The organism is Xanthomonas arboricola pv. populi, from assembly GCF_002939945.1.
Classification (GTDB): domain Bacteria; phylum Pseudomonadota; class Gammaproteobacteria; order Xanthomonadales; family Xanthomonadaceae; genus Xanthomonas; species Xanthomonas arboricola_A.
Genome location: NZ_MDEB01000008.1, coordinates 27,222 through 53,640 on the forward strand (window position 1 = coordinate 27,222; position 26,419 = coordinate 53,640).

23 protein-coding genes are annotated in these 26,419 nt (G+C 62.0%); 11 read left to right on the top strand and 12 right to left on the bottom strand.

From position 1 onward, the window contains the following. Position 1: 1 nt before the first annotated feature. On the top strand, positions 2-409 hold the full coding sequence (locus tag XaplCFBP3123_RS18200; protein WP_104535311.1) for a 2-oxoglutarate dehydrogenase: 408 nt from the start codon (positions 2-4) through the stop codon (positions 407-409). Positions 410-540: 131 nt separating this feature from the next. On the opposite strand, the gene XaplCFBP3123_RS18205 is transcribed toward XaplCFBP3123_RS18200, so the two are convergent. Next, a complete protein-coding gene (locus tag XaplCFBP3123_RS18205; protein WP_104535410.1) occupies positions 541-2,796 on the bottom strand; it encodes an ATP-binding protein in 2,256 nt (751 codons plus the stop codon). Positions 2,797-3,001: 205 nt separating this feature from the next. Here XaplCFBP3123_RS18205 and XaplCFBP3123_RS18210 point away from each other — a divergent pair, with 205 nt between their 5' ends. From XaplCFBP3123_RS18210 to XaplCFBP3123_RS18225, 3 genes are all read left to right on the top strand, one after another. Then, positions 3,002-3,181, top strand: coding sequence for a CsbD family protein (locus XaplCFBP3123_RS18210; RefSeq protein WP_104535312.1), 180 nt, complete (start codon positions 3,002-3,004; stop codon positions 3,179-3,181). Between the two features lie 445 nt (positions 3,182-3,626). Further along, positions 3,627-5,036: a serine hydrolase domain-containing protein gene (locus XaplCFBP3123_RS18215; protein ID WP_104535313.1), complete on the top strand. Its 1,410-nt coding sequence runs from the start codon at positions 3,627-3,629 to the stop codon at positions 5,034-5,036. Between the two features lie 234 nt (positions 5,037-5,270). Further along, positions 5,271-5,642, top strand: coding sequence for a transposase (locus XaplCFBP3123_RS18225; RefSeq protein WP_429001640.1), 372 nt, complete (start codon positions 5,271-5,273; stop codon positions 5,640-5,642). Positions 5,643-5,767: 125 nt separating this feature from the next. Here the strand turns inward: XaplCFBP3123_RS18225 and XaplCFBP3123_RS18230 are convergent, their stop codons facing one another. The 3 genes from XaplCFBP3123_RS18230 to XaplCFBP3123_RS18245 all read right to left on the bottom strand — a co-directional run bounded on the left by XaplCFBP3123_RS18230 (position 5,768) and on the right by XaplCFBP3123_RS18245 (position 8,414). Beyond that, positions 5,768-7,087 (bottom strand): M35 family metallo-endopeptidase, encoded by a 1,320-nt coding sequence (locus XaplCFBP3123_RS18230; protein ID WP_146091385.1) that lies wholly within the window; start codon positions 7,085-7,087, stop codon positions 5,768-5,770. A 175-nt stretch (positions 7,088-7,262) separates the two neighbouring features. Continuing rightward, the gene (locus XaplCFBP3123_RS18240; protein WP_253254250.1) at positions 7,263-8,000 is read right to left on the bottom strand and encodes an RNA polymerase sigma factor; all 738 of its coding nucleotides are present in this window, start codon (positions 7,998-8,000) and stop codon (positions 7,263-7,265) included. 60 nt (positions 8,001-8,060) lie between these two features. Continuing rightward, on the bottom strand, positions 8,061-8,414 hold the full coding sequence (locus tag XaplCFBP3123_RS18245) for a SymE family type I addiction module toxin (protein WP_104535411.1): 354 nt from the start codon (positions 8,412-8,414) through the stop codon (positions 8,061-8,063). A 605-nt stretch (positions 8,415-9,019) separates the two neighbouring features. Here XaplCFBP3123_RS18245 and XaplCFBP3123_RS18250 point away from each other — a divergent pair. Beyond that, a complete protein-coding gene (locus tag XaplCFBP3123_RS18250; protein ID WP_172453359.1) occupies positions 9,020-9,241 on the top strand; it encodes an XAC0095 family protein in 222 nt (73 codons plus the stop codon). 531 nt (positions 9,242-9,772) lie between these two features. Here XaplCFBP3123_RS18250 and XaplCFBP3123_RS21300 read toward each other — a convergent pair. From XaplCFBP3123_RS21300 to XaplCFBP3123_RS18275, 5 genes are all read right to left on the bottom strand, one after another. After that, complete coding sequence (locus XaplCFBP3123_RS21300) at positions 9,773-10,417, bottom strand: hypothetical protein (RefSeq protein ID WP_146091386.1); 645 nt, start codon at positions 10,415-10,417, stop codon at positions 9,773-9,775. Positions 10,418-10,551: 134 nt separating this feature from the next. Continuing rightward, the gene (locus XaplCFBP3123_RS18260) at positions 10,552-12,711 is read right to left on the bottom strand and encodes an AAA family ATPase (protein WP_104535319.1); all 2,160 of its coding nucleotides are present in this window, start codon (positions 12,709-12,711) and stop codon (positions 10,552-10,554) included. Between the two features lie 803 nt (positions 12,712-13,514). After that, positions 13,515-13,652 carry a hypothetical protein gene (locus XaplCFBP3123_RS21560; RefSeq protein WP_172453360.1) on the bottom strand — a complete coding sequence of 46 codons (138 nt, stop codon included), beginning with the start codon at positions 13,650-13,652 and terminating at the stop codon, positions 13,515-13,517. Between the two features lie 336 nt (positions 13,653-13,988). After that, the gene (locus XaplCFBP3123_RS18265) at positions 13,989-14,522 is read right to left on the bottom strand and encodes a glutathione S-transferase family protein (RefSeq protein WP_104535320.1); all 534 of its coding nucleotides are present in this window, start codon (positions 14,520-14,522) and stop codon (positions 13,989-13,991) included. Between the two features lie 169 nt (positions 14,523-14,691). Continuing rightward, positions 14,692-15,405 (bottom strand): hypothetical protein, encoded by a 714-nt coding sequence (locus tag XaplCFBP3123_RS18275; RefSeq protein WP_104535321.1) that lies wholly within the window; start codon positions 15,403-15,405, stop codon positions 14,692-14,694. A gap of 461 nt (positions 15,406-15,866) precedes the next feature. Here XaplCFBP3123_RS18275 and XaplCFBP3123_RS18285 point away from each other — a divergent pair, with 461 nt between their 5' ends. From XaplCFBP3123_RS18285 to XaplCFBP3123_RS18300, 4 genes are all read left to right on the top strand, one after another. After that, positions 15,867-16,955 carry an ATP-grasp fold amidoligase family protein gene (locus XaplCFBP3123_RS18285; RefSeq protein WP_104535412.1) on the top strand — a complete coding sequence of 363 codons (1,089 nt, stop codon included), beginning with the start codon at positions 15,867-15,869 and terminating at the stop codon, positions 16,953-16,955. Positions 16,956-17,296: 341 nt separating this feature from the next. Then, entirely contained in the window at positions 17,297-17,821 is a 525-nt protein-coding gene (locus tag XaplCFBP3123_RS18290) for a hypothetical protein (RefSeq protein WP_104535323.1), read from the top strand. Positions 17,822-17,906: 85 nt separating this feature from the next. Continuing rightward, positions 17,907-18,380 (top strand): hypothetical protein, encoded by a 474-nt coding sequence (locus XaplCFBP3123_RS18295; protein WP_253254251.1) that lies wholly within the window; start codon positions 17,907-17,909, stop codon positions 18,378-18,380. Beyond that, positions 18,377-18,694 (top strand): plasmid stabilization protein, encoded by a 318-nt coding sequence (locus XaplCFBP3123_RS18300; protein ID WP_104535324.1) that lies wholly within the window; start codon positions 18,377-18,379, stop codon positions 18,692-18,694. Before XaplCFBP3123_RS18295 ends, XaplCFBP3123_RS18300 begins: the two co-directional genes overlap by 4 nt. Before the next feature lie 65 nt (positions 18,695-18,759). On the opposite strand, the gene trhA is transcribed toward XaplCFBP3123_RS18300, so the two are convergent. After that, on the bottom strand, positions 18,760-19,422 hold the full coding sequence (gene trhA, locus XaplCFBP3123_RS18305; protein ID WP_172453361.1) for a PAQR family membrane homeostasis protein TrhA: 663 nt from the start codon (positions 19,420-19,422) through the stop codon (positions 18,760-18,762). 176 nt (positions 19,423-19,598) lie between these two features. On the opposite strand from trhA, the gene XaplCFBP3123_RS18310 reads away from it, so the two are divergent. Continuing rightward, positions 19,599-22,094, top strand: a complete 2,496-nt coding sequence (locus XaplCFBP3123_RS18310; protein WP_172453362.1) for a DEAD/DEAH box helicase — start codon at positions 19,599-19,601, stop codon at positions 22,092-22,094. Positions 22,095-22,327: 233 nt separating this feature from the next. Further along, a complete protein-coding gene (locus tag XaplCFBP3123_RS18315; RefSeq protein WP_104535415.1) occupies positions 22,328-23,818 on the top strand; it encodes a ribonuclease H-like domain-containing protein in 1,491 nt (496 codons plus the stop codon). 367 nt (positions 23,819-24,185) lie between these two features. Here the strand turns inward: XaplCFBP3123_RS18315 and XaplCFBP3123_RS18320 are convergent, their stop codons facing one another. Continuing rightward, on the bottom strand, positions 24,186-26,003 hold the full coding sequence (locus tag XaplCFBP3123_RS18320; RefSeq protein ID WP_104535326.1) for a M56 family metallopeptidase: 1,818 nt from the start codon (positions 26,001-26,003) through the stop codon (positions 24,186-24,188). Between the two features lie 3 nt (positions 26,004-26,006). Continuing rightward, positions 26,007-26,393, bottom strand: a complete 387-nt coding sequence (locus XaplCFBP3123_RS18325; RefSeq protein ID WP_104535327.1) for a BlaI/MecI/CopY family transcriptional regulator — start codon at positions 26,391-26,393, stop codon at positions 26,007-26,009. Positions 26,394-26,419: the final 26 nt, after the last annotated feature.

Consider the following 26,419-nt stretch of genomic DNA (forward strand, 5'->3'; position numbering starts at 1 on the left):
CATGCACCGTTCCACATTCCTCCAAGCATTACGTTACTGCACGCCGCTGTTCGCCTTGCTGGCTAGCGCTGTCGGTGCGCAATCGCTTCCCATGCAGAGCGTTTCGGCCGTCGGTCACAGCAACGGTGGCGGCGTCGACGGCCCATTCCGTCCGAAGTCCCAGCCCACCAGCGCCCCGCCCACCGCAGACAGCGTCGGCGACACGCTGGAGGCGCAGGCCCAGCAACGCATCGCCAGCAGCCTCGGCGCCAACGGCGCGCTGGCACAGCACAAGGCCATCACCAAGCAGGAGGCACAGGCGAACGGCCTGGGATTCGTTGCCACGCACTTCGAGCAGATCGATCTCACCCACAGCGGCCGGGTCACGTTGGACGACGTCAAGGCCTATGTGCAGCAGCGCCAGCGCTGAACCCGGCGGACGGCTGCGTTGCCCGCCACGGCCATCGCCGGTGGCGGGAATGCTGGCCGATGCCCACCACCGATCGCGATCGCGCCGCGCATGACGCAAGCGGTGTGGATCGAAATCCACAATCGCCACCACTAGACCTCGATCGCGATCATCTCCTTGACCCGCGCCGCCAGCAGGCTGACGCTGAACGGCTTGGCCAGCACCGCCATGCCCGGCTCCAGGTGACGGTCGTTCAACTGCGCGTGTTCGGCAAAGCCGGTGATGAACAGCACCTTGAGCCTGGGGCGGCCGACGCGCGCGGCATCGGCCATCTGCCGGCCGTTCATGCCGCCGGGCAGGCCCACATCGCTGATCAGCAGGTCGATCCGCACCGGCGACTGCAGGATGCCCAGCCCGGTGGCGCTGTCGCCAGCTTCCAGCACGGTGTAGCCCAGCTCTTCCAGCACCTCGGTGAACAGCAGGCGGATGGACGGTTCGTCGTCGACGATCAACACGGTTTCGCCGGCCAGCGAGGGCGCAAGTTCCAGCGTGGCGGTGCCGCTGTCGCTGCTGTCGTCGGCACCGGCATGCCGCGGCAGGTAGATGCACACCGTCGAGCCCTTGCCCACTTCCGAATGGATGCGCACCTGCCCACCGGATTGCTTGGCAAACCCATAGATCATCGACAGGCCCAGGCCGGTGCCTTCGCCGATCGGTTTGGTGGTGAAGAACGGATCGAACGCGCGCGCCACTACCTCCGGCGGCATGCCGGTGCCGGTATCGCTCACGCACAGCGACAGGTAATGGCCCTCGGGCATGCCCAGCTGCTGGCCCATCTCGCGGTCGATCCGGCGGTTGCTGGTCTGCACGCGCAGGCGCCCGTCGTCGGGCATCGCATCGCGCGCGTTGATGCACAGGTTGAGCAGCGCGTTCTCCAGCTGCGGCGCATCCACCAGGGCCAGCCACAGCTCGGCCGCGGCGATGTTCTCCACACATATGCCCGGCCCCACCGTGCGCTGGATCAGCTCCAGCATGTCGACCACCAGCCGGTTGACGTTGGTCGGCTTGGGCAACAGCGTCTGCCGCCGCGCAAACGCCAGCAAGCGGTGCGTCAGCGCCGCCGCGCGCGTGGTGGCGCCCTGCGCGGTGGCCACGTAACGCTCCAGCTCGCGGAAGCGGCCTTGCTCGATGCGCAGGCTCATCAGCTCCAACGCGCCGGAAATGCCCGCCAACAGGTTGTTGAAGTCGTGCGCCAGCCCGCCGGTGAGCTGCCCCACCGCTTCCATCTTCTGCGATTGGCGCAGCGCTTCTTCCACCGTCATCAGCTCGCGGGTGCGCTCGGTGACCCGCTGCTCCAGCGTGTCGCTCAACTCGCGCAAGGCCGTCAACGCGCGGTCGCGCTCTTCCGACAGCGCGTGGCGCGCCTCGATGTCGAGCAGCACGCCGGGAAACCGCAGCGGCGTGCCATCGGCGGCTTTTTCGACCCGGCCATTGGCTTCGAGCCAGTAGTACTTTCCGTCGCGCCGTTTGACCCGGTACTGGTGCGCGTAGGCACCGCCGCGGGCAATGGCTTCGCCAATGGCCGCACGTAGCCCCTCACGGTCGTCCGGGTGCACCGTCCGGATCACCTGCTCCAGCGTCAGGCCGGTACGGCTGGTGGACGGATCGAAGCCGAAGTTCTGCGCAAATGCCTCATCCACCGAAAACGCGTCGGTCGGCAGGTCCCAGATCCAGGTGCCGATGATCGCCCCGGCCGCCAGCGCCAGCTGCACGCGCTCGGCATTGCGGCGCGCCACGGTTTCGGCCTCGAGCGCACGATCGCGCTCGCTGGTGCGGTTGACCACCTCATGCACCAGATGGGTGTTCTCGTTGCTCAACATCGCATGCTGGATATCGCGGTTGCGATCGGCCGCCACCTGCGCGGTGGTTTCGATGGCGATATTCATCAGCCCCACGATGCTGCCGTCTTCGCCGCGGATCGGCGAGGCGGTGGCATTCCAGTAGGTCATCTCGCTGACGCCGTTGCGCAGCATCGGCAATGTAATCACTTGCTGCCCGAAGCCCTCACCGGTCTGCATCACCCGAGCGAATGCCTGCGCGATCGGTGCATAGGTTTCCTTCCACACCTCGGTCACCGGCTGGCCCAGCGCCTGCGGATGACGGTCGCCCATCGACTGCACGTACACGTCGTTGTAGAGCAGGCGCAGCTCCGGCCCCCACAGCACCGCACCGAGCAGGGTGGAATTGAGCACCACCGACAACGACGAGCGCAGCGACTGCGGCCAGGTCTCCGGCGCGCCCAGCGGCGTGGCGGCCCAATCGTGTGCGCGCATCAACGCGCCCATCTGGCCTCCCCCCGCAAGAAACTCCAGACCGACGGGCTCGATGGCGGGGGGCGCTGTGCTCACGTGACGGCATTGCCTGGCAAAAAGTGCGCGCATTGTGGCACGCAGCGGCCTCAGCAAGATGTGCAGGCGCGTGCGTGCGCCGCGGCCGCGCTGCGCGCGCGGCAGCTGTGCGTGCTGACGCGGGGATGACGGCATGCCCACGTCGCACTCACGTCCTGCGGGTACAGACTGGGCCGCAACATCCCCAACCGTACGAGGCATCACCGTGGACAAGAACCGTATCGAAGGTACCGCCAAGCAGGTCAAGGGCTCCATCAAGGAAACCGTTGGCCGCGTCACCGGCGACAAGAGCACCGAGCTGGAAGGTGCCGCCGAAAAGAACGTCGGCAAGGTGCAGAACAAGGCTGGTCAGGTCGCCGACAAAGTGCGCGACGCCTCCAAGTAAGTAAATCGAAGGAGTCAACTTCGATTGCATTGCAGGCGAGCGTCATGCCCGCCGCGCTGAAGCAGTGGTTTGGCCATCAGCGGTAACGCACAATGGCGCAGACGGTAAGGCCCACTTCGGCGAGAGATCGCACCAACGCCCCGACACGATCGGGGCGTTGGCGTTTGTGGGGGGTTTGATAAATTCGACTGTCTACCGACATCGCGGCGAGGCGAGTGAATCTCCGGTCGTCTGCGTCCCCGACCTTTATACGTTCCACTGCAAAGCGCAGCGGTGAGGTTCTGCCCAAACTAGCGACGCAGCTGAGATGAGCACGGCCCCCCGGACCAGCGACGTACTCACCGCCAACAGCTGAGGCCTGCACGATCAGCGCCGCCTTTTGTAGTCAGCCGCACTTCCTGTGATGATCCGCGAGCCGATATAGGTGCTACCTCAGGGTAATTGGATGAAGCGTCTCACGCTACTCGCCGCCGCACTTCTTTTCTGGACAGCCATGAGCTGGTCCATGCCGCCCTCACCGATCACAACACCAGCGCAAATCTTCAATCGCTGGCTCACCGCCTTCAATCAGGGCAACAAGCAAGAGTTGCGGACAGTCATTTCCACTTACAAGATCGACCGCAACGCGCAGCGCGATGTCGACCTGCATGCTTCCATGGGCAACTTCAATGTGCTGACCGTGAAATCAAGCAACCCGAAGAAAGTCGAAGTGATCGTGCAGGTACAGCCGAGCGAACGCGCGCTGCTGGTGACCGTTGAGCTGGATCAGACCGATCCGTCCGATGTGCGCCTTTTTCAGATCGAAGGCGTGGACATACCAGCCGAATATCGGCCCAAGCGTGTGCAGATTCCCGCGCTTGCGCAAATGGCAACACAGCGACTGAATGCACTGGTCGCCGCTGACACCTTGTCCGGCGCATTGGTCGTAGCCAAAGACGGCAAGCTGCTCTTGCAATGGCAGGGCGGATTGGCAGATCGATCGGCCGCGCTGGCAGTTACGCCGGAAACACGGTTCAGGCTTGCATCGTTGAACAAGATGTTCACCGCCGTGGCCGTTCTGCAATTGGTGGATGCCGGCAAGCTAACGCTTGACGGCACCATCAACGACTATCTCCGTGATTATCCTGATCAAGCCATCGCCCGCTCCATTACATTGCGCCAACTGCTCAACCACACCAGTGGCCTGGGTGAGATCTTCGGCGACGATTTCAGCAGCTATTCGCAGACCCTGAAAACGCATGCCGATTACATCAAACGGTACGGCGCCACGCCGCCAGAGCAGGTGCCAGGCAGTCAGGACGGCTATTCCAACTATGGCTACATCGTGCTTGGCGCGATCATCGAGGCGGTCAGTGGACAGTCCTATTACGACTATGTGGACCAACACATCTACCGCGTGGCAGGCATGGCATCGACAGGGTCGGAGCCGGAGTCGACGTCAATCTCAGGCCGGGCCATCGCATATACAAAACGAGAAGGTGCCTGGCAGGTAGAAACGGCGTCGCTGCCCTGGCGTGGAACAGCAGCCGGTGGTGGCTACAGCACGGTAGGCGACATGCTCAAATTCGGCGAAGCGCTACGCACGGGCAAGATCCTGTCGCCTGCATTACTGGAAGCGGCCACCTCGCCACAGAACCATAAGCACTGGTACGGCTATGGTTTCATGGTCAGTGGCCAGGGCGAAGAGAAACAATATGGGCACGAGGGCGGCGCGCTGGGCGCGAACGCCGCATTCGTAGTGCTACGCTCCAACGGCTACGTGGTGGTGGGTTTGAGCAACACCGATCCCGATACGATGGAGAACGTGGTGAACTACATTGCGCGGCGGCTGCCGCTGCAAGCGCAGCAACCTTGAAAGCACGCTGGCACCCATCATGGTGGTCTGGCATAAAGCCCGCGACAGTCGCCTTGGCACGCGCTCACACTGGCCGATAGGTCCGCGCCATGAACCCGCTCGGAAAGACCTTCGAGCCGATCAAGGTCAGTGGCACTAGCGTGGGCAGGTCGCTGAAAATCGGTGCGCCTCTGCCTAGCAATGCTGGTGCACCACGTCCATTGCACAGCGGCCAATGTCGCCGATGTGACGGTGATGCACACGTTGCTGCATGGCAAAGAAGACAGCGTGTTCGGCGACAGCGGCTACACCGGCGCGGACAAACGCGAAGAACTGCAGGTGTGCAAGGCTGCGTTCTTCATCGCCGTCAGGCCCTCGACGATGCAAGCCATCGGCAACAAACGCGAGCGTGCTCGGGAACAGCGTTGGGAGCACTTCAAGGCCAGCGTGCGCGCGCGAAAGTGGAGCATCCATTCCGGTGTGATCAAGCGCCAGCTCGGTTACACCGAGGTCCGCTATCGCGGCCTGGCCGAGAACACCGCACAAGTGCTGACCTCGTTTGCGCTGTCAAACCTGTGGATGAAGCGAAAGCAGTTACTGCCTGCTATGGGGAACGTGCGCCTTTAACCGGGGAATTCTCACGGAAAGCGCCGGAAATGGCGAAACTCCAAAGATCCAAACGCGACTCTCCGGAACGACGCGACATCCCACACTCTTAGGCCTCGTTGTTCAGACCTTCCCTAAGATTGAATTCAATTAAAATTTAAATTTAAATAGTAGAACTTGTAGGATTGAGCATTTCGTACCGCGAGATCGCGATTACCAGCCAGCGCCTTTGTTCCAGCATATGTGTAACCTGAAGGGGCATCAATCGTCCCGTCTACGATTTCGTCTGAAAAATGCGTGATTTCATGCAAAAATGTTCCCACTTGAGAAGATTCATCGTAAACCGTTGGAAATAGGGGCGACTCAAAGAAACGTGGGCATAGATTAACTTGATATACCATTCCAGGTGAGACCCAAGCTAAAGCATTCGGAGAAATGTTATTTTCCACTGGGTCGCATTGGCAAGTAATAGAAACCGGCGGCTTAGGGTTCGCTGAATCACTGGTTAATCTATACCATGTGGCGAATACCATATTATCGTTATATTGGTCGTCTGGAAGGTAGTCATCAGGATCCCCATGGACGCCAAACCAAGTCGTAAATCGCGCAGTCGGTTCAAACCACCTATCAACATATGGAGGTACATCGAAGGTCTGAACTTTCGTCTGCTGCCCGTATTCAGTAAGAGTTTCGTAAGCAATTGCGGTCGATTGCGGTATTACGTTTTGTTCCACATGCTGGACCTGAGCTGCGCTACAGGATGCGAATTCCGACTCAATCGTCTTGCGAAGACGTTTCTCCGGCGATGTCAATCCAGCATCTAGCTGCTTGCCAGCAAAAATCCTAACGTCATTTGAGGACGCTTCAAGCCACGATGCCCGAAGTGAGTCCCGAGATGCGTTCTTAAAAGCCTGTTTAGGTCTATTTAAATAAAGAGAGGGACTTCTCAAGCTGACCGTGTAATGCTCCCCTGGTTTGAGACGATAATTCAATTGAATATTTACGTCCACCGCCTTTTTCTGCTTTTGACCCACTTTGACATATACATCTTCTGGCGCGCCTTCCATGTTGACATAGATGCCAAAATAGGGGGCTTCGCTTCCGTCATCTGCCAAGACACGGAAAACATTGTTCATCAAAAGACCACTTTTATTGGTCTTTGGAAAAGACTGGTCTAAGACTTCAATGTCCTGATCACCCAGATTGGTAGCAACAACTCGTATACCCGTTTCACCCTGCTCATTACTTACTGCCTTATCGCGATTAACAGATTTAACTGCCTGTTCAATTTTAACATTCAACCGCCCCGCAGCCGATGCCGAGTGAGAGAAGATTGCTAATCCCACTACTGCCATTACTCTCCATGCACGCATTGCCGGCTCCTTGTTAGTAAGAAAGCTTTGTCGATTATTTATAATGTTGCGACGGTGCTTGAGCATAAAAGCATAGGTATAGCGCAGCGTCAACGGAGCCCGATTTATCCAGACACGATTTTAGATGGCCCGTGGATGGAGACGGTAGAATTCTCTGCTACCTCGTGGATGACAACGGTTCTCCTCGTGGTCAGGCTGGCCGGTGTGATCGCCCAGTGAATTCATCGAACTGGCCGTGATGCACCGCCAACCTGCGCAGCGCAGTGCGTTACTCACCCACCGCCGCGCGGCAGGCGGCCAGGGCGCGGCTGATGTGTTTTTCCACCATCTTGACCGAGATGCCCATGACGGCGGCGACTTGCGGGTAGGTGAGGCCGTCGAAGCGGTTGAGCATGAAGGCCTGGCGGCATTTGGGCGGCAGCGCGGGTAGCGTGTGGGTGTGCAGGTGCTGCAGGGTGCGGCGGGCGTCCACCAGCTGGTCCACCGCCGTGCCGGCGGCGGCGAGCGGTTCGCTGCCCTCCAGCGGCACATGGCGGGAGGCGTGCCTGCGGTGGCGCGTGCGCCAGTGCTCCAGCACCACGTTGTGGGCGATGCGGTACAGCAGCAGCTTGTAGCTGTGGATGTCTGGCGTGTTGCGGTAGGCCAGCAGGCGCAGCAGCGTTTCCTGGGCGAGGTCGGCGGCGGTGTGCGGGTCGCGCAGGCGCCGCCGCATGTAGGTGAGCAGCTCGGCCTGCAGCTGCACCACGGCCTGGTCGAAGCGTTCCCTGGGCGGCGCGCGCTCCTCGCGCACGTGCCAGCGCGTGGTGACGCGGCCAAGCGTGTAGATACCCGCCGCGGGCGCGCGGACCGGCAGCGCGCGCATGACGTAGGCGCTGCGGTGGCGCCACGGGCGGCTGCCGTAGCGCTCACCCGGCACCGCGCTTGCGGCGTGCGTGCGTGCCGCGACCGCCTGGCCGATGACACCGTGGCGGTCTGCACGCGACGCGCCGGTCATGCCCTCACTCATCATGCGACGTCTCCAGCAACGGGCCGGGCACATGCGGTGCGCGCATGCGCTGCGGCGTGATCAGCGAGGGTTTACAACGCTGATGACCAGCTCGCCATCGCGCTGGCGGATGTGCAGCTTGCTGCCGATGGCAAAGCCCAATTGTTCCAGCCAGCGGCCGCGCAGGCGCAGGGTGGGAATACGCTGGTGACTGTCGGGATAGTACCCATAGCCCACGGTGCACTGCTGCGGCGCACGCGGCCGGCCGGGCCGCCGCGGTGTGCGGGGTTCGGCGCGGGGTTCGGGGATGGGCGTACGCTCGAGGTAGCGCCGCGGCTGGATCGAGGGATCCAGCGAGCGCCAGACGACTTCGGTAGGCGGCGGCACCGTGGCGCGCTTGCGCGATGGCTTGGGACTGGACGTGGATCGACGCATGGCAAAGCCCTCCTTGACGAACAGGCCCCGTCGCACGACGCAACGGGATGTCGGGAGGCTAGAAACCGCACACAGACGGCAGGCGTTCTTCCCAAAGGGATGCGCATTCGCCGCTTTCCGACGCAAGTGTCACGCCGCTTACGCCTGCAAGAAACTGCAGGCACAAAAAACCCACCGGTCTGACGGAGGTGGGTGCCGCTGTGTGAGGAGTTTCTAGGCTCCTTGCAGCGAGATTGCTACGCGTTGGGTGGTGTGTCAACTGGTTGCAGCGACTCATTGGAGTGCTGCGCTTAGCCGGAAAATTCTTTTATGTAGGCGGCTTCTCCGCATCGGGACAGTCACCTCAACTTGACCCTGCCCTGCGCCACCCGCACACTTCCAGCCGGAGCCTAGAAACTCCCCACACAGCGGTACCCACCTCCGATTTCTGGTGGGTTTTTTGTGCTCGGCCATCTGGCCTGGCACTGCTCGGCGTTCTTGCGCCGGGAGGGCGGCGAATACAACACCCGCAAGGGGAATAAGCCCGCCGGCTGTGTGCGGTTTCTAGCCTCCCGGCATCCCGCTGCGTTGTGCAGCGGGAGCTGCCTCACGGCAAGGAGAGCGGCATGCACGACGAACCCGGCTACTGGATGTCCGAAGGCACGCAATACCACCTGCTACGCGTACGCGACCAACTACGCCTGCTCGCGACCCTGGCCACACCACGTACCCGCGACGAAGCCACGCTGGGGACGCCAACAATTCCACTGCAGCAATGGGCCCATTGCCTGCAGCACCTGGCCGAGCAGGTGGATGATGTGCTTGGAGATCTGGGCAGCTCACCCTAGCGACATGCCCGCGCGGACACAGCGCACGCGTCCGCATCTCGAAATGGGAATTACCACCGCTAGGTCCTGGCACGCCTGAGTTAAAACCAACCCTTGGAGTACATTTGGCCTGAATGCATTGCTAAGCGGGCGCGCGGCATTTGAAGTGAACATGCTCATCGACCGTTGTCGACATGAAGCTTCCTACGGGCGCGAACTGTGGGTCGGAATGCGTAAACGGGGTTGAGGCTAGCCACTCCACGAAGATCGATGTCGAAGCCAAGATAGCGTCACCTAACACCCATTTGACGAAACCAGGGTCTATGTCTAGGTGCTCTTTAGTGTCGCCGAGCATGACGACACGGGCTTGCTTTTCTCCATCCGGCGACGGAACGCTGACCACATCCCCGAGCCTTACTTCCGAGCCATCGTGATATCTCATGCTGCCGCCTAACTCCTAAAATAACTCGATCCAGGAACTAAGCTGAGTCTAGATGAACGCTACGCTGTTGTCTCAATTGGCTGCTGAAAATTCTCTCGGACTTCGCGCTGTCAAACTACCGGCGATACTCCTACAGGAGCTTCGCTAGGTAGCATATGCGGCCAGGATTTTAGCCTTTCTGCAGCAAGCTTTTCTTCCAAGTCCCGGAGCTCTTTGAGCCGCTCTCGCATGTAGGATTCTGGATTCCACTCTTTCGCTGGCCGGGTGGGCACACCGGTCGCAAGGCGGAGCTGTTTAGCAAGATCAGCGACCAAAACTCCTAATTCCGCGAAGCGAAGTTGTCGCTCAGCTATATAGCGGTCATAAGGCGGGTCATCGTACTCATTGACACCCTGAAGATGGTCTTTTACCTCATCGAGCTCAAGCGGAATGGAAAGAATCGTATACATCAGTAGTGGGTCGATCGACTTCCAATCGACTTTTACTTCATCCCATGAGAGTTCAGGAGTTTTAGTTTGCGTGAAATAGTATTCTTCGCCTGCATCAGTACGACCCGCTGGTCTACCGTACGCCGTTCCGTCGTCGCCCGCTACGCTCGCGCAGCCATGTATCAGACGTTCAAGCTGAATCAGCACAGTTGCTGCGAGGTAGGCAGCATCAGCCTTTCTTTCGCGCCTACGCTTCCAAATGTCTCCGAGTTGCGCGAGCAGCCAACCCATAACCACGCCGCCGATAATTTTTCCTAAAGCGTCCAAATTGCCCTCATTATCGTTATTTTATCGATGCCCATCACGGCCAGATTTATAAAGCATAAAGCAGGCCTTCTCTTCCATCAGCCCTAATCAGCTTCAACTTATATTTTGATATTGAATTATATTAGAGGATGCGGCTATTTGATGTTTGCCATTTTCTTATAGTGGCTTTCGTATCCGCAAATAGTAAATAACACCTTCAGCCCCTCCTTGAAAATTTCAAAATCGAACTCTTTGATATCAAATATATTTTGTCCCAGAGAGTGAGATTCACGATTCATATATCTGTTGAAAGCCTGGAATTTAGGGATGGACAGCTCCGACTTCTGAAAGACATTTCCGAAGCTACTTTTCTCAACAAATCCAAAAAAGTATTCAATGATGTTTCTCATGCAATTAGCGAGCAAGGCAGGGTGGTGGGAGGGATCATTTATTATCTGCCAATATGCATGGTAATCATTTTGGAGCTCCTCATATTTCATAGTCGATATCTGACTTCCAGTTCCGCTTTTGGTGACCCGGAATAAAGCTTGGTTGGCATCCCTGCCTTCCTTATGGATGTCCGTCAACTCGTAAAAAAAATAAAGGCTGTGCGTGAGTACAAATATTTGCTTAATTGCATTTGATTTGAACAGCCGATGAATTATAAGACGTCCAATATTAAAAATAAAAATGTGCGAAAGACTAGAGACTGGATCATCAAGGATAACGATCCTATCTCTAACTGTTTCGTCGGGAGATTCGATCCCCACTACTAGCTCGCAAAAATACAGAAAGGCAATGATTGTTTTTTCCCCTTCACTTAGCGTCTTAAATTCGCAGTTCGGGTGCCCTTCGCGAGCAAGTCTGTACAAGTGCTGCTCATGTTTTTGCAAAGAGAAATCAACTATTCCTATATTCACCAGCTCGCCATTAATCTTAGTGATTGCGTCGTCGATATTAACCGTCGACTTGCGCGCCTCTCTAATTTTCTCTGAGTTCTCAGCCAATTGGGAATTTAATAAAGAAGAGCTCTTATTATATGCCGCTAACACTTTATCTCTTTTTTCGTCGAACCCTTTAATGAGAGCGACGCCATGGTCGTATTCCCACCTCATTAAATTCCAAAATTTCTGGTTGATCTTGGTGAACTCTGCTTTCCGGTTCCCTAGCTTTTCATTCAATGCACTGACCCTCGCATTGACACTACCAACCAATATGTTTATTTCTTCAGCTAATTTGCTTGTTTCATACAACTCGACTGTTTCAGATGGGTTTTCTATTTTTTTATCAATCAGAATTATATTTTTCTCAATCTCAGCAACTATACTTTGATGCACTTTATCAATGCTTTGATCATAAAACTTGTTGCTTCTAAACGCAGAGTAATTTTGAATCGCTGCTACAGCGTCTCGATAACGAACGCTCACATCTTTCAGAACAGAGATTTTGTTTTCAAATGTCTTATCGAAACAAGCATTTAAATTCTCTAAAAATTTTGAGTCAATGGTTTTTTCTTGACAAAATGGACATGATGAAGGAGATGCACTTTTTTTATCGATGTATCGCTCGCCCTCTCTGACCCAGTCTGAATGTTTTAGCTTATTTATAAATTCGCCAAATTCGCCAGTTAACACTCCTAAAATTGGAATTTTGAAAGCCTCATGATTTTCCAGTTCCGCAACATTGAGTACAAACTTAGGTAGCAGCTCTTCTCGAGCTTCGGAATCAGCGCTTAGTAATCGGGCCTCTCCCTGTAGATCTTTGACGGTGTACTCTGGCGGCCGCCCTGAAAAATTAAATGATGATAATCGGTCGTACAATTTATCTTTATTTGTAAGCACACCCTCCAAACAGTAGTCCAGCACTCTATCTCCACCCGAGTACTTCCGCTTGATGTCGAATATCTTATCTATCGCTGTCTCTCTTTCCTTTTTAATTTTTGACAGATCCTCCATTTTCCTAAGATCATCAGCTGAAATTTTCCGAGATATATCGTCTATTGCCTCGGATGCGTTAGCTATGATCCTTTCAGCTTCCGAATTTTTCTTTGATAGGCTAAATATTCCCGGCACGCTTGATGATTCAAAGAAGTTTTCCCTTATGAAGTCTTCGTTAAAAACGATGAATTTTGCCCCCACCGCTCCTTGGAGTGAGCATTTTCTATAAATTACATCTTGGGGATTTCTTAGAAATCTACCAATGGTTGATTTTCCGGAACCATTTAGGCCGTAAACTAAGTTTACTTTTTTATCAGTAGTCAGAGAAGCTTCTTCCTTGAAAGAAGCGATTGAACTAAGCGAAACTTTTGTCAACATTTTTTAATCCCACCTTGGATTTTAAGATTAAAATGTGGTCGCGCTGCGCTCCGTATTAGGAAGAACATGCGTACCGCACGCCGTGTACGGCGAGTAAACTGAGCGAATGATCTCCGATAGCTGCGGATCATTAATCACAATACTGGTGCCGGGCCGCGGTTTCTTACCATTTTTGCATTGCACCAGAATCAGCGACCGTTTTTAGGCAGGATCTACAGTGGGTACCGCCCAAGCCGGTTTTTTCTAAGGCATAGCTTCGGTGGCGGACGGCTTCGCCCACCAGTGTTTCGAATTGGCGCCAGGCTTTGGCTACGAAGCCCCTTAGCCTGCTGCGCATGTCCAGCAATTTCCGGCGCTGGAACCCGCCGACAGATAAAGCGAGCGCGGCCAGGCAACACACGACCAATATCATATTTACGATGGATGTGACCGCTGCGTTGGTGCCCAAATTGAAACCTTGTGCAATTCGGCCGCTTTGTTGCGACACCAGCCATGGCACGCCGTCACTGGTGGTGAGAAAAGCGCTGACTCCCACAGCGAGCCCAAGCGTCCATGATAATGACCGCCCAGCAGTAAACTCGATACTTCCCCGGTTGCATCCCATGCATGAAACCCCCGTTCCAGTCTGCACCCTACCGTTATGTAGGGGTTTTGTCAGCGGGGTATCCGACATTTTGTGCCAGTGGTGTCATCCGCCGTGATTGCACGCACTGAAATCACTTGGGTAAGAGGCGCTCGTGCTTAGTCGAGCGCCTCCACCGATTTAATGCAGCGCTCGCTTATTTATTGCAGTGCTCGCTTGATTACTTCTTTTTCTTGTCCGGCGCTTGACTTAAAGCAGACGCGGCCGCTGTTTTTGAGTCCTTGCCGGTGCTGCCACTTTTCAGGACCTTGCTAGCCGCCTTTGCCGCCTTGGGGCCGGTTTTCTCGTTGGTCGCCATGCTGTGACCTCCTCGCCACCCGAATGGTGGCCAGGCGACGCTAGGCCGATTAAGTTGGCCGCACAAGTCTGGTTACAGCGCGCGATGCGGCAGATACAGCAAGACCATCAGCTTCAACCGCTTGCCGGTGTCTTCCGCAGACATCCGTAAAACGGGTTAGCCGTCCATTCGGACCTGCGGCCTTGGCGTTGCCATTTCCGCTTTCCTGAAATGAAAAAACCCGCGCAAGGCCGGCTGTTTCTGTCTGACTGCTACGGTGCAAGCCCGTAGCAATGAGGGTCAGTTGGTTGGGCAGGCATGCGATTGCGGCCAATCCTTCATGGGGCCGTTGGCTGCTTACGCTGGCACACGCACCGCGTCTGCCAGCAGAGCGCGCTGCTTGTGCAGATGCTGCCGGAAGCAACTCGCGTAGTCCTGCGCCACCGCGCCGATGACGCTGGGCCGGGCGGCCAGGGCGGCGCGCCATGCGCCGATGCGCGGCAGCCCTTCAAAGATGGGTGCACAGACCTGCGCAGGCAGCAGGCCGAAGTAGCGCAGCAGCGGGGCGAACACCACATCGACCATGCCGAACGTGGGGCCGGCGAAATACGGGCCCTGGCCCAGGGCCTGTTCGCGCTTTTGCAGCTTGCTGCGGAAGGCGGCGCTGGCGGTGTCGGCGCTGGCCTGGTCGCTGGCATTGAGGAATTGCCAGGCGTCGGCAAAGGTGGGCGCGGCGAACTCGATCCAGGCGCGTTGCTGCGCACGTCGAGGTAGTCGCAGAGCTGGGCGCGGTACGCGTCCGCGATGCCGAGCTTGTCGTACAGCGGGGTTTCCACCGGGCCGGGGCCGACCGCGAGGAGGCGGATGCCGCGCGCCAGCAGTTCGCTGCAAAGTGTCTTGGCCATGCTCAGCTACGCCGCCTTGGTGGCCGCATAGGCCGATGAGCGGGCCGTGCCCACATGCGCATTGATGGAGGTATTGAGCACCACCGAGGCGGGGTTGGCGAACACCGGCAGCAGCGGCTGGATGGAGAAGTCCGGGCCTTTGACGTTGATAGAGGTTATTCCAGCGGTCGTGGCGAGGGACGTTGGTACCTGGAAAACGTCTTGTGCAGTGACGCGGCACGCTCGTCGGCAACGACGTTTTCGATACCGCTCAACCCACGCGATGCGATGACGGCCGAGGCTTTTGCATCGCCCAGCAGGTAGGCCAGGCGCAGGTAGGCAAGGCTGTCGACCAGGTTCTTGTTTGCGGTGTCGCTGACGTACACGTCCGACAGCCCGTAGTACGCATACAGGTTCCCCGCCACTGCGGCCCGCCGCAGGATGCCGATGCCCTGATGGAAACGGCCCGCCAGTGCGGTCTTTTTGCCGTAGATCACCGTTGCGGCCTGGTTGCCTGCCTGGGACTCGGCCTTGAGCTGGTCCAGGCCCAGCGTTTCCAACCGGGCCAGTTCGTGTGCCGTCGGGTAGCCGTGGCGCAACAGCCACTGCGCTTCAGCATCCGAATTGGCGATCAACGGCCCACCGGCCGGGCAGGCATTGGGGCCCTGCGGGCAGAGATAGCGCCTTGCCTGCTGGCTTACCGAAGGTGGCTTGTTGGTGGCCGCCTGGTCGGGCGGCAGTGCGGCGGCGTTGCCTTGGGCAGTGGCGGGGCTGGATGCCGCCAGCGCAGATGTCGGCGTCTCATCGGTTTGCGCGGGTTGGTCTGTTTTTCCGCAGGCGGCAAGCGCAAGGCACAGCGCTGCCAGGGACAGGATCTTCTTGACGTGCATGGGCCATCCGTTGCGGGCTGCAGTGGTATCGCTTGATGTTGCTCGATCCTGGGCCGCGATGCGACTGCGTGCCTTGGTTGCGAGCCTGCGCTGGCATTCAACGCATAACGCCTGGCCTCGTCACCTGTCCCAATCGCGATGGAGCGCGTGCGCCGCCACCTGAATCCCATGGCCTCGGCCTGCGGCTCGGACCGGCGGTCTGCACGGCGCTTGCGGAAGCGGCAACCGGCCGTGGATGCGCGCCCTGGCCTGCGCGCAGTGCAGCAAAGCGGACGCGACAGCGGCCTTCAACCCCGCCTTTCGGCCCGGGAGCGCCCTGATCTTTGCGAAATCGGTCCGCTTGAGACGTTTCGCAACCCTCATCTTACTTTTCCAGTATATCGTGACTGGAGTCACACTTATTTGTGACCTGTGTCTCACTTGACTAAGAGAAGAAGGATCTGGCGATGGCCGACAACAGGATGGGGCTGCAGGCGCAGCAGCTGGGAGCGACCGCTGCGGTAGGTGAGCCCTGGGCTGCGCTGATTCCGGCGTTGACAAGGTTTGCAGGCGACGCGCGCCCGGCCGCGTTGCCTGGCGCAACTGCGCCAGCCACCGACGCCGTCAGCCTCAAGCGCCTGCTGCGCAAGGGTGCGCGCGGCCTGCTGCGCACCCTGCCCTGGCGGCACCAGGACCGGCTGTATTACCTGCATACGTTCGGGCGGCTGCCGGACCTGTATGCGCCCAAGTGCTTCAACGAGAAGATCCTCTACCGCAAGTGCGTGCACGGCGATTACCCGCTGTACCAGCGGCTGGCGGACAAGTTTGCGGTGCGCCCGTATGTGGCGGCCAGGATCGGTGAGGCGCATCTGATCCCGCTGTTGCTGGACTGCACCGACCCGCAGGAGCTGTTGGGTCTGCCGCAGTGGGGACAGACCGTGATCAAGGCCAACCACGGCGCGGCGATGGTGGAGGTGGTGCGCGATGAGCCGGATGCACAGCAGAAGCGCCGCATCATCGAGCGCTGCGGCCAGTGGCTGCGCACCGACTTCTCCGACATGGTGCGCGAGATCCATTACCGCGGTATTCCGCCGCGGATCCTGGTGGAGCGGTACATCGGCGATGCGCAGCAGGTGCCGGTGGACTACAAGTTCCACATGTTCCGGCAGGTGGACGGCAGTTTTCAGTACGTGCTGCAGGTGATCTACGGGCGCTTCGACACGCCGAAGCTGGGCATGACCTTCTTTGTCGGCAACCTGCACGAGGCCTTTCACCGCATCCGCGACGACGGGCGCGCACCGCCCTGCGCGCCGGCGTTGCTGGAACAGGCGCTGGAACTGAGCAAGCTGCTGGCAAGCGACTTCGATTACGTGCGGGTGGACTGGTATATCCAGCACGGGCAGATCTATTTCGGCGAGCTGACCTTTACCCCGGGTGCGGGGCTGGTCACCGGCCTGGACCGCGGGCTGGACCGGATGATGGGCGACATGTGGGTGCAGCGGCGTGCGCCGGTGCAGGCGGGGTTTCCCACGCAGGGCTTCGGGGCCGGGATGCAGTCGCCGGTGCGGTGAGTACAGTCATCGCACCATTGCCTGCGCGCCAAGACGCGCATGACCGACGTGCACGGGCAAGCGTTACATGCGCACGGCGGTTGCGGCCTGCCGCGCGCAGGCGCCATGCATCGCTTGCCAGGGTGTGATCGCGCCCACGCGATAATCCGCACCGACACCTGCACAGGCCGCCCGGTAACAACGTGAGCGCGCGCGCGTCGCCACGCTGCCGCACATCGGCCGGCCGCACCGCGCCTGGTGCGATGCGGCAAGGCAGCGGATACTCCACGCCCGCCGCCTGCGCTCACATGCGGCGTGGCCACGCGCCACGCGCACCTTTTTCCCCTACAAGGACGTCACCGTTGTCGTACGTTTCCCTACGCACCTTCCTGCCGCTCACACTGCTGGGCCTGCTGTCTGCCTGCGATGGCGGTGGCACGGCCACCCCCAGCGCACCGCGCCCGGAGTCCGAGCACTTCACCCTTGCCGATCTGCAGCAGCTTGGCTGCACGGTCGCCGCCACGCCCAAGCGCAACGTCCGCAAGATTCCCTTGATGGGCGAGGTCGATGGCTATGGCGTGACCAGCACCAGCGCGTGCGCGACCCAGCTGGTCAGCCTGCTGCAGCCGATCACCTACGAGGACGCGGTGTGGGAGGGCGCACGTACCGCCGCCGGCAACGTTGCCGACGAGCGCGGGTTCGAGCGCGAAAGTTACGAAGGCCGGCTCGGCGAGTACAGCGAGATCGAGGTGTTCAGCCACAATGGCAAGCCGGTGGGCTTCGAATACAACGTGCAGGCCCGGGGCACGCTGCATTCGGTGATCGTGCTCTCCGACAGCATCGCGCCGGACGCGGCGTTCGAGGCGGTGTTGAAGACCAAGTTGTAGGGCGTGAGCCTGACTGACAACCCTTAACTGGCGCCCCTAATCAATGATAAATTGGCTTCCACCTAATCATTAATTGGATAGCGTCGTGACGAATCTGGTCAAGCTGGCGACCGCACGCGCCCTGGTCGACGCCAGTGCGGTCAGGCAGGCATCAGTCATCGGGGAAGCCGGTGCCTGGACCGTGCGGTTGCAGACCCATAACCAGACCCGTGTGCTGGCCACCAAGGCGAATGCGCCGCGCCGGTTTGGCAGCTTCGAAAGTGCGTTGAAGGTATTGCGCGAGATGGGCATGCCATTGGACGTGCTTCACGTGGACGCTGCGCAGTGGGACGCCGAGGGCGGCAATGCGAAGCGCCGGCCTGACCGCTCCGAGGCGATGAAGGTCAAGGAGTTGGACGCACGCTATGCGGTGTCGCTACGCACCCAGACCGAGCATGCCCTGGCCGACCCCCGCCCCGCGCTCTCCAGCGCGCAGGCCAGGCAGCAGATGGAGACGCTCAAAACGCAACAACGTGCGGCGCTTGAGGCAGCCCTGGCTGTAAAGGACACGCGTGCGTGAGCGTGGCCTGGAAGCAGAGCGCGCTGGATGCGCGCACCGCATTGCTCGCCTCAGCATTGGCGCGCGCGATCGAAATCTCCGACCCGCAGATTTATTTTGCCGCATGTGAACAGGACGACCGGATCGAAACCGAGGGCGACGCGCTGGATGGTGCCGCCACCTATCACTCTGGGCCACTGCCGGGAACGCGTTTGTACACCTGCCAGGACGGCAGATATCTCTTGATCTACACACGCGACGGCGACGAGGTGCTGATCCTTGCCCTCGTACCTGCGCGCTCTGATTGGAAGCCGACGTCGCCAGGCGATCAATAGATCCATGACGTGTCGATGCTACCGAGCTAGGGCATACGCGACGGCGCAACGACATCGACAGCGCGCTACACCCCACCCAACGGCCGCAGGCACAACCAGATGGCGCACCAGTGCGACAATGCGCCGCCCAGCACGTGGGCGTGCCAGATGGCGCGGTTGTAGACCAGCGACTTGCGCACGTAGAAGGCGACGCCCACGGTGTAGAACGCGCCGCCGGCGGCGATCAGCCAGAGTACGGTGCTGTCCAGGCCGGCGACCAGCGGCTTGATCACCACGATGCCGGCCCAGCCCAGCAGCAGGTAGATCACGACCCAGAAGCCCTTGGCGATGCCGGGCAGGAACAGCTTGGCGAACACGCCGAACAGGGCCACGCCCCACACGCCCAGGATCATCGCCCAGCGCCAGGTGCCGTCCAGGGCGACCAGCAGGAACGGCGTGTAGGAGCCGGCAATCATCACGAAGATGCCGGCGTGGTCGAACTTGCGCAGCATCGGCTGGCGCTGCGGCGGGGCGAAGTTGTAGGCGGCCGAGCAGCCGAACATCACCAGCAGGCCCAGCGCGTACACGCAGGTGGCCAGCAGCATGGTCTGGCTGGCATGGGCGCGCCAGACCATCCAGGCGCCGCCGACAATGGCCAGGAACAGGCCGGCCGCATGCACGATCACATCGGCACGGCGGGCGGAGCGGGTCTTGTAGTGCGGAGCGGTGAGGCTGGGGGACACGGGCACGGCGGTTCTTCGAGAGGGGAGTGGGGCCGCGGCGTGCAGGGCAACGGCGACGCGGCGGGGGCAACAGAATACCCGGCTTGCTGAATCCGCTCAGTGACGCAGGCTCGCCGGTTCGGCGCTGGTCTCATACCCTGAGACACCTCCCCTGTCTCATGCCCCTCTTTGGGAGCCGCCGTATGCCTCCGTTCGCCCTCGCTCCCCGCACCGAAACCGCCGAACGCGCGCTGGCCACCACCGATGGCCGGCCCAGCCGCGATGGCGCATTGCTCACCGAGCGCCTGGAACGGCGTTACCACGACCGCATCACCGGCAGCTTCACCCTGCCCGGGCGCGAGGGCCGCTATGCGCCGATTCCCGCCGACGTGCCGGCCGCGCTGGCCGACGCCTTGCGCGCGCGCGGCATCGACCGGCTCTACAGCCACCAGGCCGACGCCTGGGCGGCCACCCAGCGCGGCGAGCATGTGGCGATCGTGACGCCCACCGCCTCGGGCAAGTCGCTGTGCTACACGTTGCCGGTGGTGAGCGCGGCGATGACCTCCGGCGCCAAGGCGCTGTACCTGTTCCCGACCAAGGCGCTGGCGCAGGACCAGGTGGCCGAGTTGCTGGAGTTGAACCGCGCCGGCGCGCTGGGGGTGAAGGCCTTCACCTTCGACGGCGACACGCCGGGCGATGCGCGCCAGGCGATCCGCCTGCATGGCGACATCGTGGTGAGCAACCCGGACATGCTGCACCAGGCGATCCTGCCGCATCACACCAAGTGGGCGCAGTTCTTCGAGAACCTGCGCTATGTGGTGATCGACGAGATCCACACCTACCGCGGGGTGTTCGGCAGCCACGTCACCAACGTGCTGCGCCGGCTCAAGCGCATCTGCGCGTTCTATGGTGCCAACCCGCAGTTCATCCTGTGCTCGGCCACCATCGGCAACCCGCATGCGCACGCGCAGGCCTTGATCGAGGAACAGGTGCATGCGATCACCGAGTCCGGCGCGCCCACCGGCGACAAGCACGTGCTGCTGTGGAACCCGCCGGTGGTCAATGCGGACCTGGGCCTGCGCGCGTCGGCACGCTCGCAGAGCAACCGCATCGCGCGCATCGCGATCAAGAGCGGGCTGAAGACGCTGGTGTTCGCGCAGACGCGGCTGATGGTGGAAGTGCTGACCAAGTACCTGAAGGACATCTTCGACCACGACCCGCGCAAGCCGCCACGCATCCGTGCGTACCGCGGCGGCTACCTGCCCACCGAGCGGCGCGAGGTGGAGCGCGCGATGCGCGCGGGCAACATCGACGGCATCGTCTCCACCTCGGCGCTGGAGCTGGGCGTGGATATCGGCGCGCTGGATGTGGTGATCCTCAACGGCTACCCCGGCAGCGTGGCGGCGACCTGGCAGCGCTTCGGCCGCGCCGGGCGGCGCCAGCAGCCGGCGCTGGGCGTGCTGGTGGCCAGCTCGCAGCCGCTGGACCAGTACGTGGTGCGGCATCCGGATTTCTTTGCCGATGCCTCGCCCGAGCACGCGCGCATCGCGCCGGACCAGCCGCTGATCCTGTTCGACCACATCCGCTGCGCGGCGTTTGAGCTGCCGTTCATTGCCAGCGAGCCGTTCGGGCCGATCGACCCGCTGGTGTTCCTGGAAGCATTGGCCGAGAGCGAGGTGATCCACCAGGAAGGCGACCGCTGGGAGTGGATCGCCGACAGCTACCCGGCCAATGCGGTGAGCCTGCGCTCGGTGGCCGACGGCAACTTCGTGGTGGTGGACAAGAGCGACGGCAAGCAGCAGATCATTGCCGAGGTGGATTACTCGGCCGCTGCGCTGACCTTGTACGAAGGCGCCATCCACATGGTGCAGAGCACGCCGTACCAGGTGGAGCGGCTGGACTGGGAAGGCCGCAAGGCCTATGTCACCCGCACCCACGTGGACTACTACACCGACAGCATCGACTACACCAAGCTCAAGGTGCTGGACCGCTTCGACGGCGGCGTGGCCGGGCGCGGCGATTCGCACCATGGCGAGGTGCATGTGGTGCGGCGCGTGTCCGGCTACAAGAAGATCCGCTACTACACGCACGAGAACATCGGCTACGGCCCGGTCAACCTGCCCGACCAGGAACTGCACACCACCGCGGTGTGGTGGCAGCTGCCGCAGGCCACGCTGGGCAAGGCGTTCGCGTCCAAACAGGATGCGCTGGATGGTTTCCTGGGTGCGGCCTACGCCTTGCACGTGGTGGCCACGGTGGCGGTGATGGCCGATGCGCGCGACCTGCAAAAGGCGGTGGGCAATGGCGACGGCGCCTGGTTTGCGGTAGCCGACCAGACCGGGCGCGGGCAACTGCGTGGCGTGGACGAAGGCGAAGAAGGTGCGGTGGAATTGCAGCAGGCGTTCGTGCCCACCGTGTACCTGTACGACAACTTCCCCGGCGGCGTGGGCCTGAGCGAGCCGCTGTGGCTGCGCCAGGCCGAGCTGCTGCAGCGCGCCGACGAGCTGGTGCGGCGGTGCGACTGCAGCGCCGGCTGCCCGGCCTGCGTGGGCCCGGTGCTGGCCGCGCATGAAGAAGGCAAGGGCGAGTCGCCCAAGTCATTGGCGTTGACCGTGCTGGCGCTGCTGTTCGATGCGGATGCGCCGTTGCGCCACGCCACCCAGGTGGACGAGGACCTGGCGCTGGACGTGCTTGCATGAGTGTGAGTGCGGACCGGCTGCGGCTGTTGCGGCGCCAGGCCGGGCACGCCGAGGTGCGAGCGCCGGTGGCGGCTGCGCAGGGCGTGGAGCCGCTGCCTGCGATGGATGCGGGTGGCGACGGTGTGGGCGGCGTGTCGCCATCGCACCCCGGTGCCGGCGCGCGTGGCGCGCCGCAGGCGACGGCACGGCAAGGCGCGCAGCGCGTTCCTGCCGAGGATGCCGCGCCGGCGGGAATGGGTGCATCGCGGTTGCAGGGTGCAGGGCGCAGCGGCCTCGCGCCGCCCTGCGCTGCACCGACAAGCGCGCGCGGCGGCCTGGACGATGAAGCCTCCGCGGTGGCGAGCGACGACGCCGCGCGTTCGTCTGCGCAGCCGCTGCGCTCCGCGGTGGTCACGCGTAGGCCGGGTGATGCGGTCAGCGTGAGCACCGTTGCAGGCAGCGCGCGCACGGGCGCCACCACCGCGATGGCTGCAGCGGCAGCGCCGCCGCAAGACCCGGCAACGCCAGTGCCTGCCAACGGCCCTGGCGTCAGCGCAGAACGCCTGCGCTTGCTGCGTCGTCAGGTGGGTGGCATGACACCTGCGCCGCGCAAGGACGATGCGGTGATGCCCACGCGGGCGCAACGTCAGCCTGCGCCGGGTGCCGCCTCGCCCGGCTGGCGCCCGGCAGTGCGCGCCGACACTGCACGGCATGTACAGGCAGCCGCCGCAGACACGGCGCAGGCCCCGCACACGCAGGACATCGCACCGGCCATGACGCGCCGCGCCTTGCAGGCGCCGGTTGCGGCACCGCCTGCGCGCGATACCTCGGCGTTTGCCTGGGTGGACCACGATGTGCGCCATAAGCCGGCCGACGCGGCAGCGCGCGTGCCGGCAGTACCCGCGACACCTGCTGTCCCCGCCTCCATCCCGGCACCGCAGCGACGCACCGATATTGCCGGCCTGCGCAAGATGATCGGTTTGCGCGAGCGTGCGGTGTCGGCGCATGTGCCCGTGCGTGCTGCCTCCACCGATCGGCATCTACCGGGCAACGAGATCGCGCCCGGCCTGCATCTGATCGAAGCCTTTCTGCCGCAGCCGATTCCGCACGAAGCCTTGTCATTGGCGTTCGCCAAACGCGAGGACGCGGTGGACCCGATGGATCTGCTGTTCTTCGACACCGAAACCACCGGCCTGGCCGGCGGCACCGGCACGCGCGCCTTCATGATCGGCGTGGCCGATTGGCACATCGACGATGCGCAGGGCAGCGGGCTGCGCGTGCGCCAGCTGATGATGTCCACGATGGCGGCCGAAAGCGCGATGCTGGACCTGTTCCGCAGCTGGCTGTCGCCGCAGACGGTATTGTCCAGCTACAACGGCCGCTGCTACGACGCGCCGTTGTTGAAGACGCGCTACCGGCTGGCGCGCCGTGGCGACCCGATCTCCGCGCTGGACCATGTGGACCTGCTGTTCCCCACCCGTCGCCGCTATCGCGGTACCTGGGAGAACTGCAAGCTGGCCACCATCGAACGGCAACTGCTGCGCGTGGTGCGCGAGGACGACCTGCCCGGCTCCGAAGCCCCGGCCGCCTGGTTGAGTTACCTGCGCGGCGGCAGCGCGCGCAACCTGCGCCGCGTGGCCGAGCACAATCATCAGGACGTGGTGACCCTGTCGCTGCTGATGCAGCGCCTGGTGGCGGTGGACGCGCAGGACCGCGAGGTGATTCCGCTGCTGGAGACGCCCTGATACACAGGCCGTCATCGATGGTGGCGCGGCCGCGCGATCATGGAGCGATGCCGATGGGGCGCAGCCTGCCCTCCTGACGACTGCGCGCTGCGTGTCGTTGACCGATGCGGCCACCCTGCGCTCGGGGAGGTCTGACGGCTTGACCGGCGATGCCTGCTGCAACGCGGTGGCGCAGCCACCCTGCAACACGACCGCCTTCGTCTGGCGAGTGAGTACCTGGCGCTGCGCAGCGGCTGATCGCCGCTCTGCTTCAGAGACGGCAGTCGTCATCCGCCAGGCTGCCACACGACACCACCGCCCGATACGTCATCGCCTGCTCGCCGCCTGCACGTGCTGCACAACCTCGGCGAGCAGCGGCCTGCGGCGATCAGCCGTCGATCTGCGTGGCCAGCCCCTGTGCGATCGCCTCGCGCATGATGCGTTGGGCTTCCTTGTCGGCACGGACGCTGGCGGCGGCCTGCTGGCTGGCCAGATCTGCCTGCTCGGTGGCGAGCGCCGCCTGCTGCCTGGCCAGCGCCTGCATCCGCTGTTGGGCGCCGCTGCGCTGCATGGCCTGTTCGGCCTGACGTACTGCGCGTTCTGCTTCCCGCGCCGCACGCTCGGCGGCCTGCTGTGTGCGCGCATCCGTGTCGAGCAAGGATGCATTGACGTGCTTTGCGGCCGCGTCGGCAGCACGTGCACCCAGCTCACCCATCTGCGCACCCAACTCGCCCTGCTGCTCGCCGAGCTCGCCCTGGCGCTCGCCCAGCGCGCCCTGCGCCTGGCCCAATTTGGTGATGGGCGCATACACCGCATTCAGGCGCTTGAAGGTGTCGGGATCGCGCACGACGTACTGCTTGCCATCCTTGCGGAACCACATCAGCTGGCCATCCTTGCCGGCCAGACGACGCACATGCTTGAGATCGTCCACCGAACCATTCATGACGCTGTCGTTGCCCTGCAGCAGCACGTAGGCATCGCGGTCGGGGTCATGCGACAGGTTGATCTGGCCGTGCGTGGAGGTGGTGGTGAACGTCTGGCTGGTGGATGACGCCGCTGCAGCCGGTGTGGCGGCGTTTGCCGGTGCGGCTGCAGCGGCGGCGGTGGCCGGTGCCACGGTGCTGGACACGCCGGTAGCTGGCTTGGCGGGTGCGGCCGCTGATGCGGCAGCAGCAGCCGGCGCGGCGGGCATCGCCACCAGGCGCAGCGGCAGCACGCCGGTGATGGCCACCGCGCCCAGGATCAGGGCCGCGCCAAACCGCGGGAACGAGGTCGGGTTCTGCAACATGAGCAATCTCCGTTTGAGGCTGAGGAAGGACGGCGAGGCGCTGGCCACGCCGCCATGCGGGCGCGGTGCCACGCCCAGTTGCAGCAACAGCTGGCCATAGTCGTGGCGGCAATGACGGTGGCCTGCGACCACCGCGGCATCGCAGGCGGCCTCGCGGGCAGTGGCGTATTCGCGCGCTGCCAGATGCACCAGCGGGTGGAAGAAGAACAGGTGCTGGGCCAGCGACGGCAGCAAGCCCCACCACAGATCGCGCCGACGCAGGTGGATCAGTTCATGCGTCAGCGCCATGTCCAGATCGTCGTCGGCCATGTGCGGCAGGCGTGCGGCGGGCAGCAGCAACACCGGTCGCCAGGGGCCGATCAACTGCGGCGAGGCGATCTGCTGCGACAGCCGTATGTCCGGCGGCTGCGACAGGCCATGTGCCTCTGCGGCCATGCGCAGTGCGGCGACCAGCGCACGATCGGTACACGGTGCGGCAGCGCGGACCAGGGCGCGGCTGCGTCGGTATGCGCGCAGTGTGCCGAGCGACATCACGGCAACGCCGGCAACCCACAGCGCGGCCAGCCACAGCGCCCAGGACGGGCCGGTTGCTCCCTGCAGCACGTCTGCGGCGCCCGCGCTGGCCACCGCGCTGGCACCGGATGCAGTGGCATTGGCCATCACCATCGGCGCAAGGCTATTGCCGGCAATCAAGGCAGGCGTGGACGTGGATGCGGGCAACACCGGCAACTGCAGCGGCGCGTTCCACAGCAGGCCGACCACCGCCTGCACTCCCACCAGCCACCACAGCCAGGTCTGCGTGGTGGCGGGCAGTCGCCGCACGCTGCGGCACAGCGCCCACACCGCCAACGCCAGCACCGCGGTCTGCACGCTGGTGGCGCCAAGTTTCCATAACAGCGATTCGATCAGTGGAGACATGGCTTAATCCTCCTTGCGCTGCGATTGCAGCTTGGCGACCAGTGCTTCGAGCTCGGCCAGTTCGCTATCGCTGACCTCGGCGCGCTGCGACATCCACGCCACGAACGGCGACACCGAGCCCTGCAAGGTCTTCTCCACGAACTGCCCCACCGCGCCACGCACCACGTCGTCCTGGCCGGCGGTGGCGCTGTAGCGGTACATGCCATCCACCTGCTTACGGCGCAAAAAACCCTTGGCGCGCAGCCGCTCCATCATGGTCAGCACGGTCGAGCGCGCCAGCCCGCGCGGCTCACCGAACGCGGCCGCCACTTCGCCAACGCTCGTGTGCCGTTGTTCTTCGATGTGTTGCAGCAGGGCCAGCTCCTGGTCCCCGATGGTCTTGCCACGCATGCCGCTCTCCTTGACTACAGTTGTCG

Bases quoted from the DNA above. Each gene is read 5' to 3' on its own strand.
- XaplCFBP3123_RS18215 (WP_104535313.1), top strand. From the start codon at position 3,627: ATGAAGCGTCTCACGCTACTCGCCGCCGCACTTCTTTTCTGGACAGCC.
- XaplCFBP3123_RS18325 (WP_104535327.1), bottom strand. From the start codon at position 26,393: ATGCGTGGCAAGACCATCGGGGACCAGGAGCTGGCCCTGCTGCAACAC.
- XaplCFBP3123_RS18320 (WP_104535326.1), bottom strand. From the start codon at position 26,003: ATGTCTCCACTGATCGAATCGCTGTTATGGAAACTTGGCGCCACCAGC.
- XaplCFBP3123_RS18285 (WP_104535412.1), top strand. From the start codon at position 15,867: ATGGGGCTGCAGGCGCAGCAGCTGGGAGCGACCGCTGCGGTAGGTGAG.
- XaplCFBP3123_RS18260 (WP_104535319.1), bottom strand. From the start codon at position 12,711: ATGTTGACAAAAGTTTCGCTTAGTTCAATCGCTTCTTTCAAGGAAGAA.
- XaplCFBP3123_RS18315 (WP_104535415.1), top strand. From the start codon at position 22,328: ATGGGTGCATCGCGGTTGCAGGGTGCAGGGCGCAGCGGCCTCGCGCCG.
- XaplCFBP3123_RS18250 (WP_172453359.1), top strand. From the start codon at position 9,020: ATGCACGACGAACCCGGCTACTGGATGTCCGAAGGCACGCAATACCAC.
- XaplCFBP3123_RS18200 (WP_104535311.1), top strand. From the start codon at position 2: ATGCACCGTTCCACATTCCTCCAAGCATTACGTTACTGCACGCCGCTG.
- XaplCFBP3123_RS21560 (WP_172453360.1), bottom strand. From the start codon at position 13,652: ATGGCGACCAACGAGAAAACCGGCCCCAAGGCGGCAAAGGCGGCTAGC.
- XaplCFBP3123_RS18275 (WP_104535321.1), bottom strand. From the start codon at position 15,405: ATGCACGTCAAGAAGATCCTGTCCCTGGCAGCGCTGTGCCTTGCGCTT.
- XaplCFBP3123_RS18240 (WP_253254250.1), bottom strand. From the start codon at position 8,000: ATGAGTGAGGGCATGACCGGCGCGTCGCGTGCAGACCGCCACGGTGTC.
- XaplCFBP3123_RS18310 (WP_172453362.1), top strand. From the start codon at position 19,599: ATGCCTCCGTTCGCCCTCGCTCCCCGCACCGAAACCGCCGAACGCGCG.
- XaplCFBP3123_RS18245 (WP_104535411.1), bottom strand. From the start codon at position 8,414: ATGCGTCGATCCACGTCCAGTCCCAAGCCATCGCGCAAGCGCGCCACG.
- XaplCFBP3123_RS18225 (WP_429001640.1), top strand. From the start codon at position 5,271: ATGCACACGTTGCTGCATGGCAAAGAAGACAGCGTGTTCGGCGACAGC.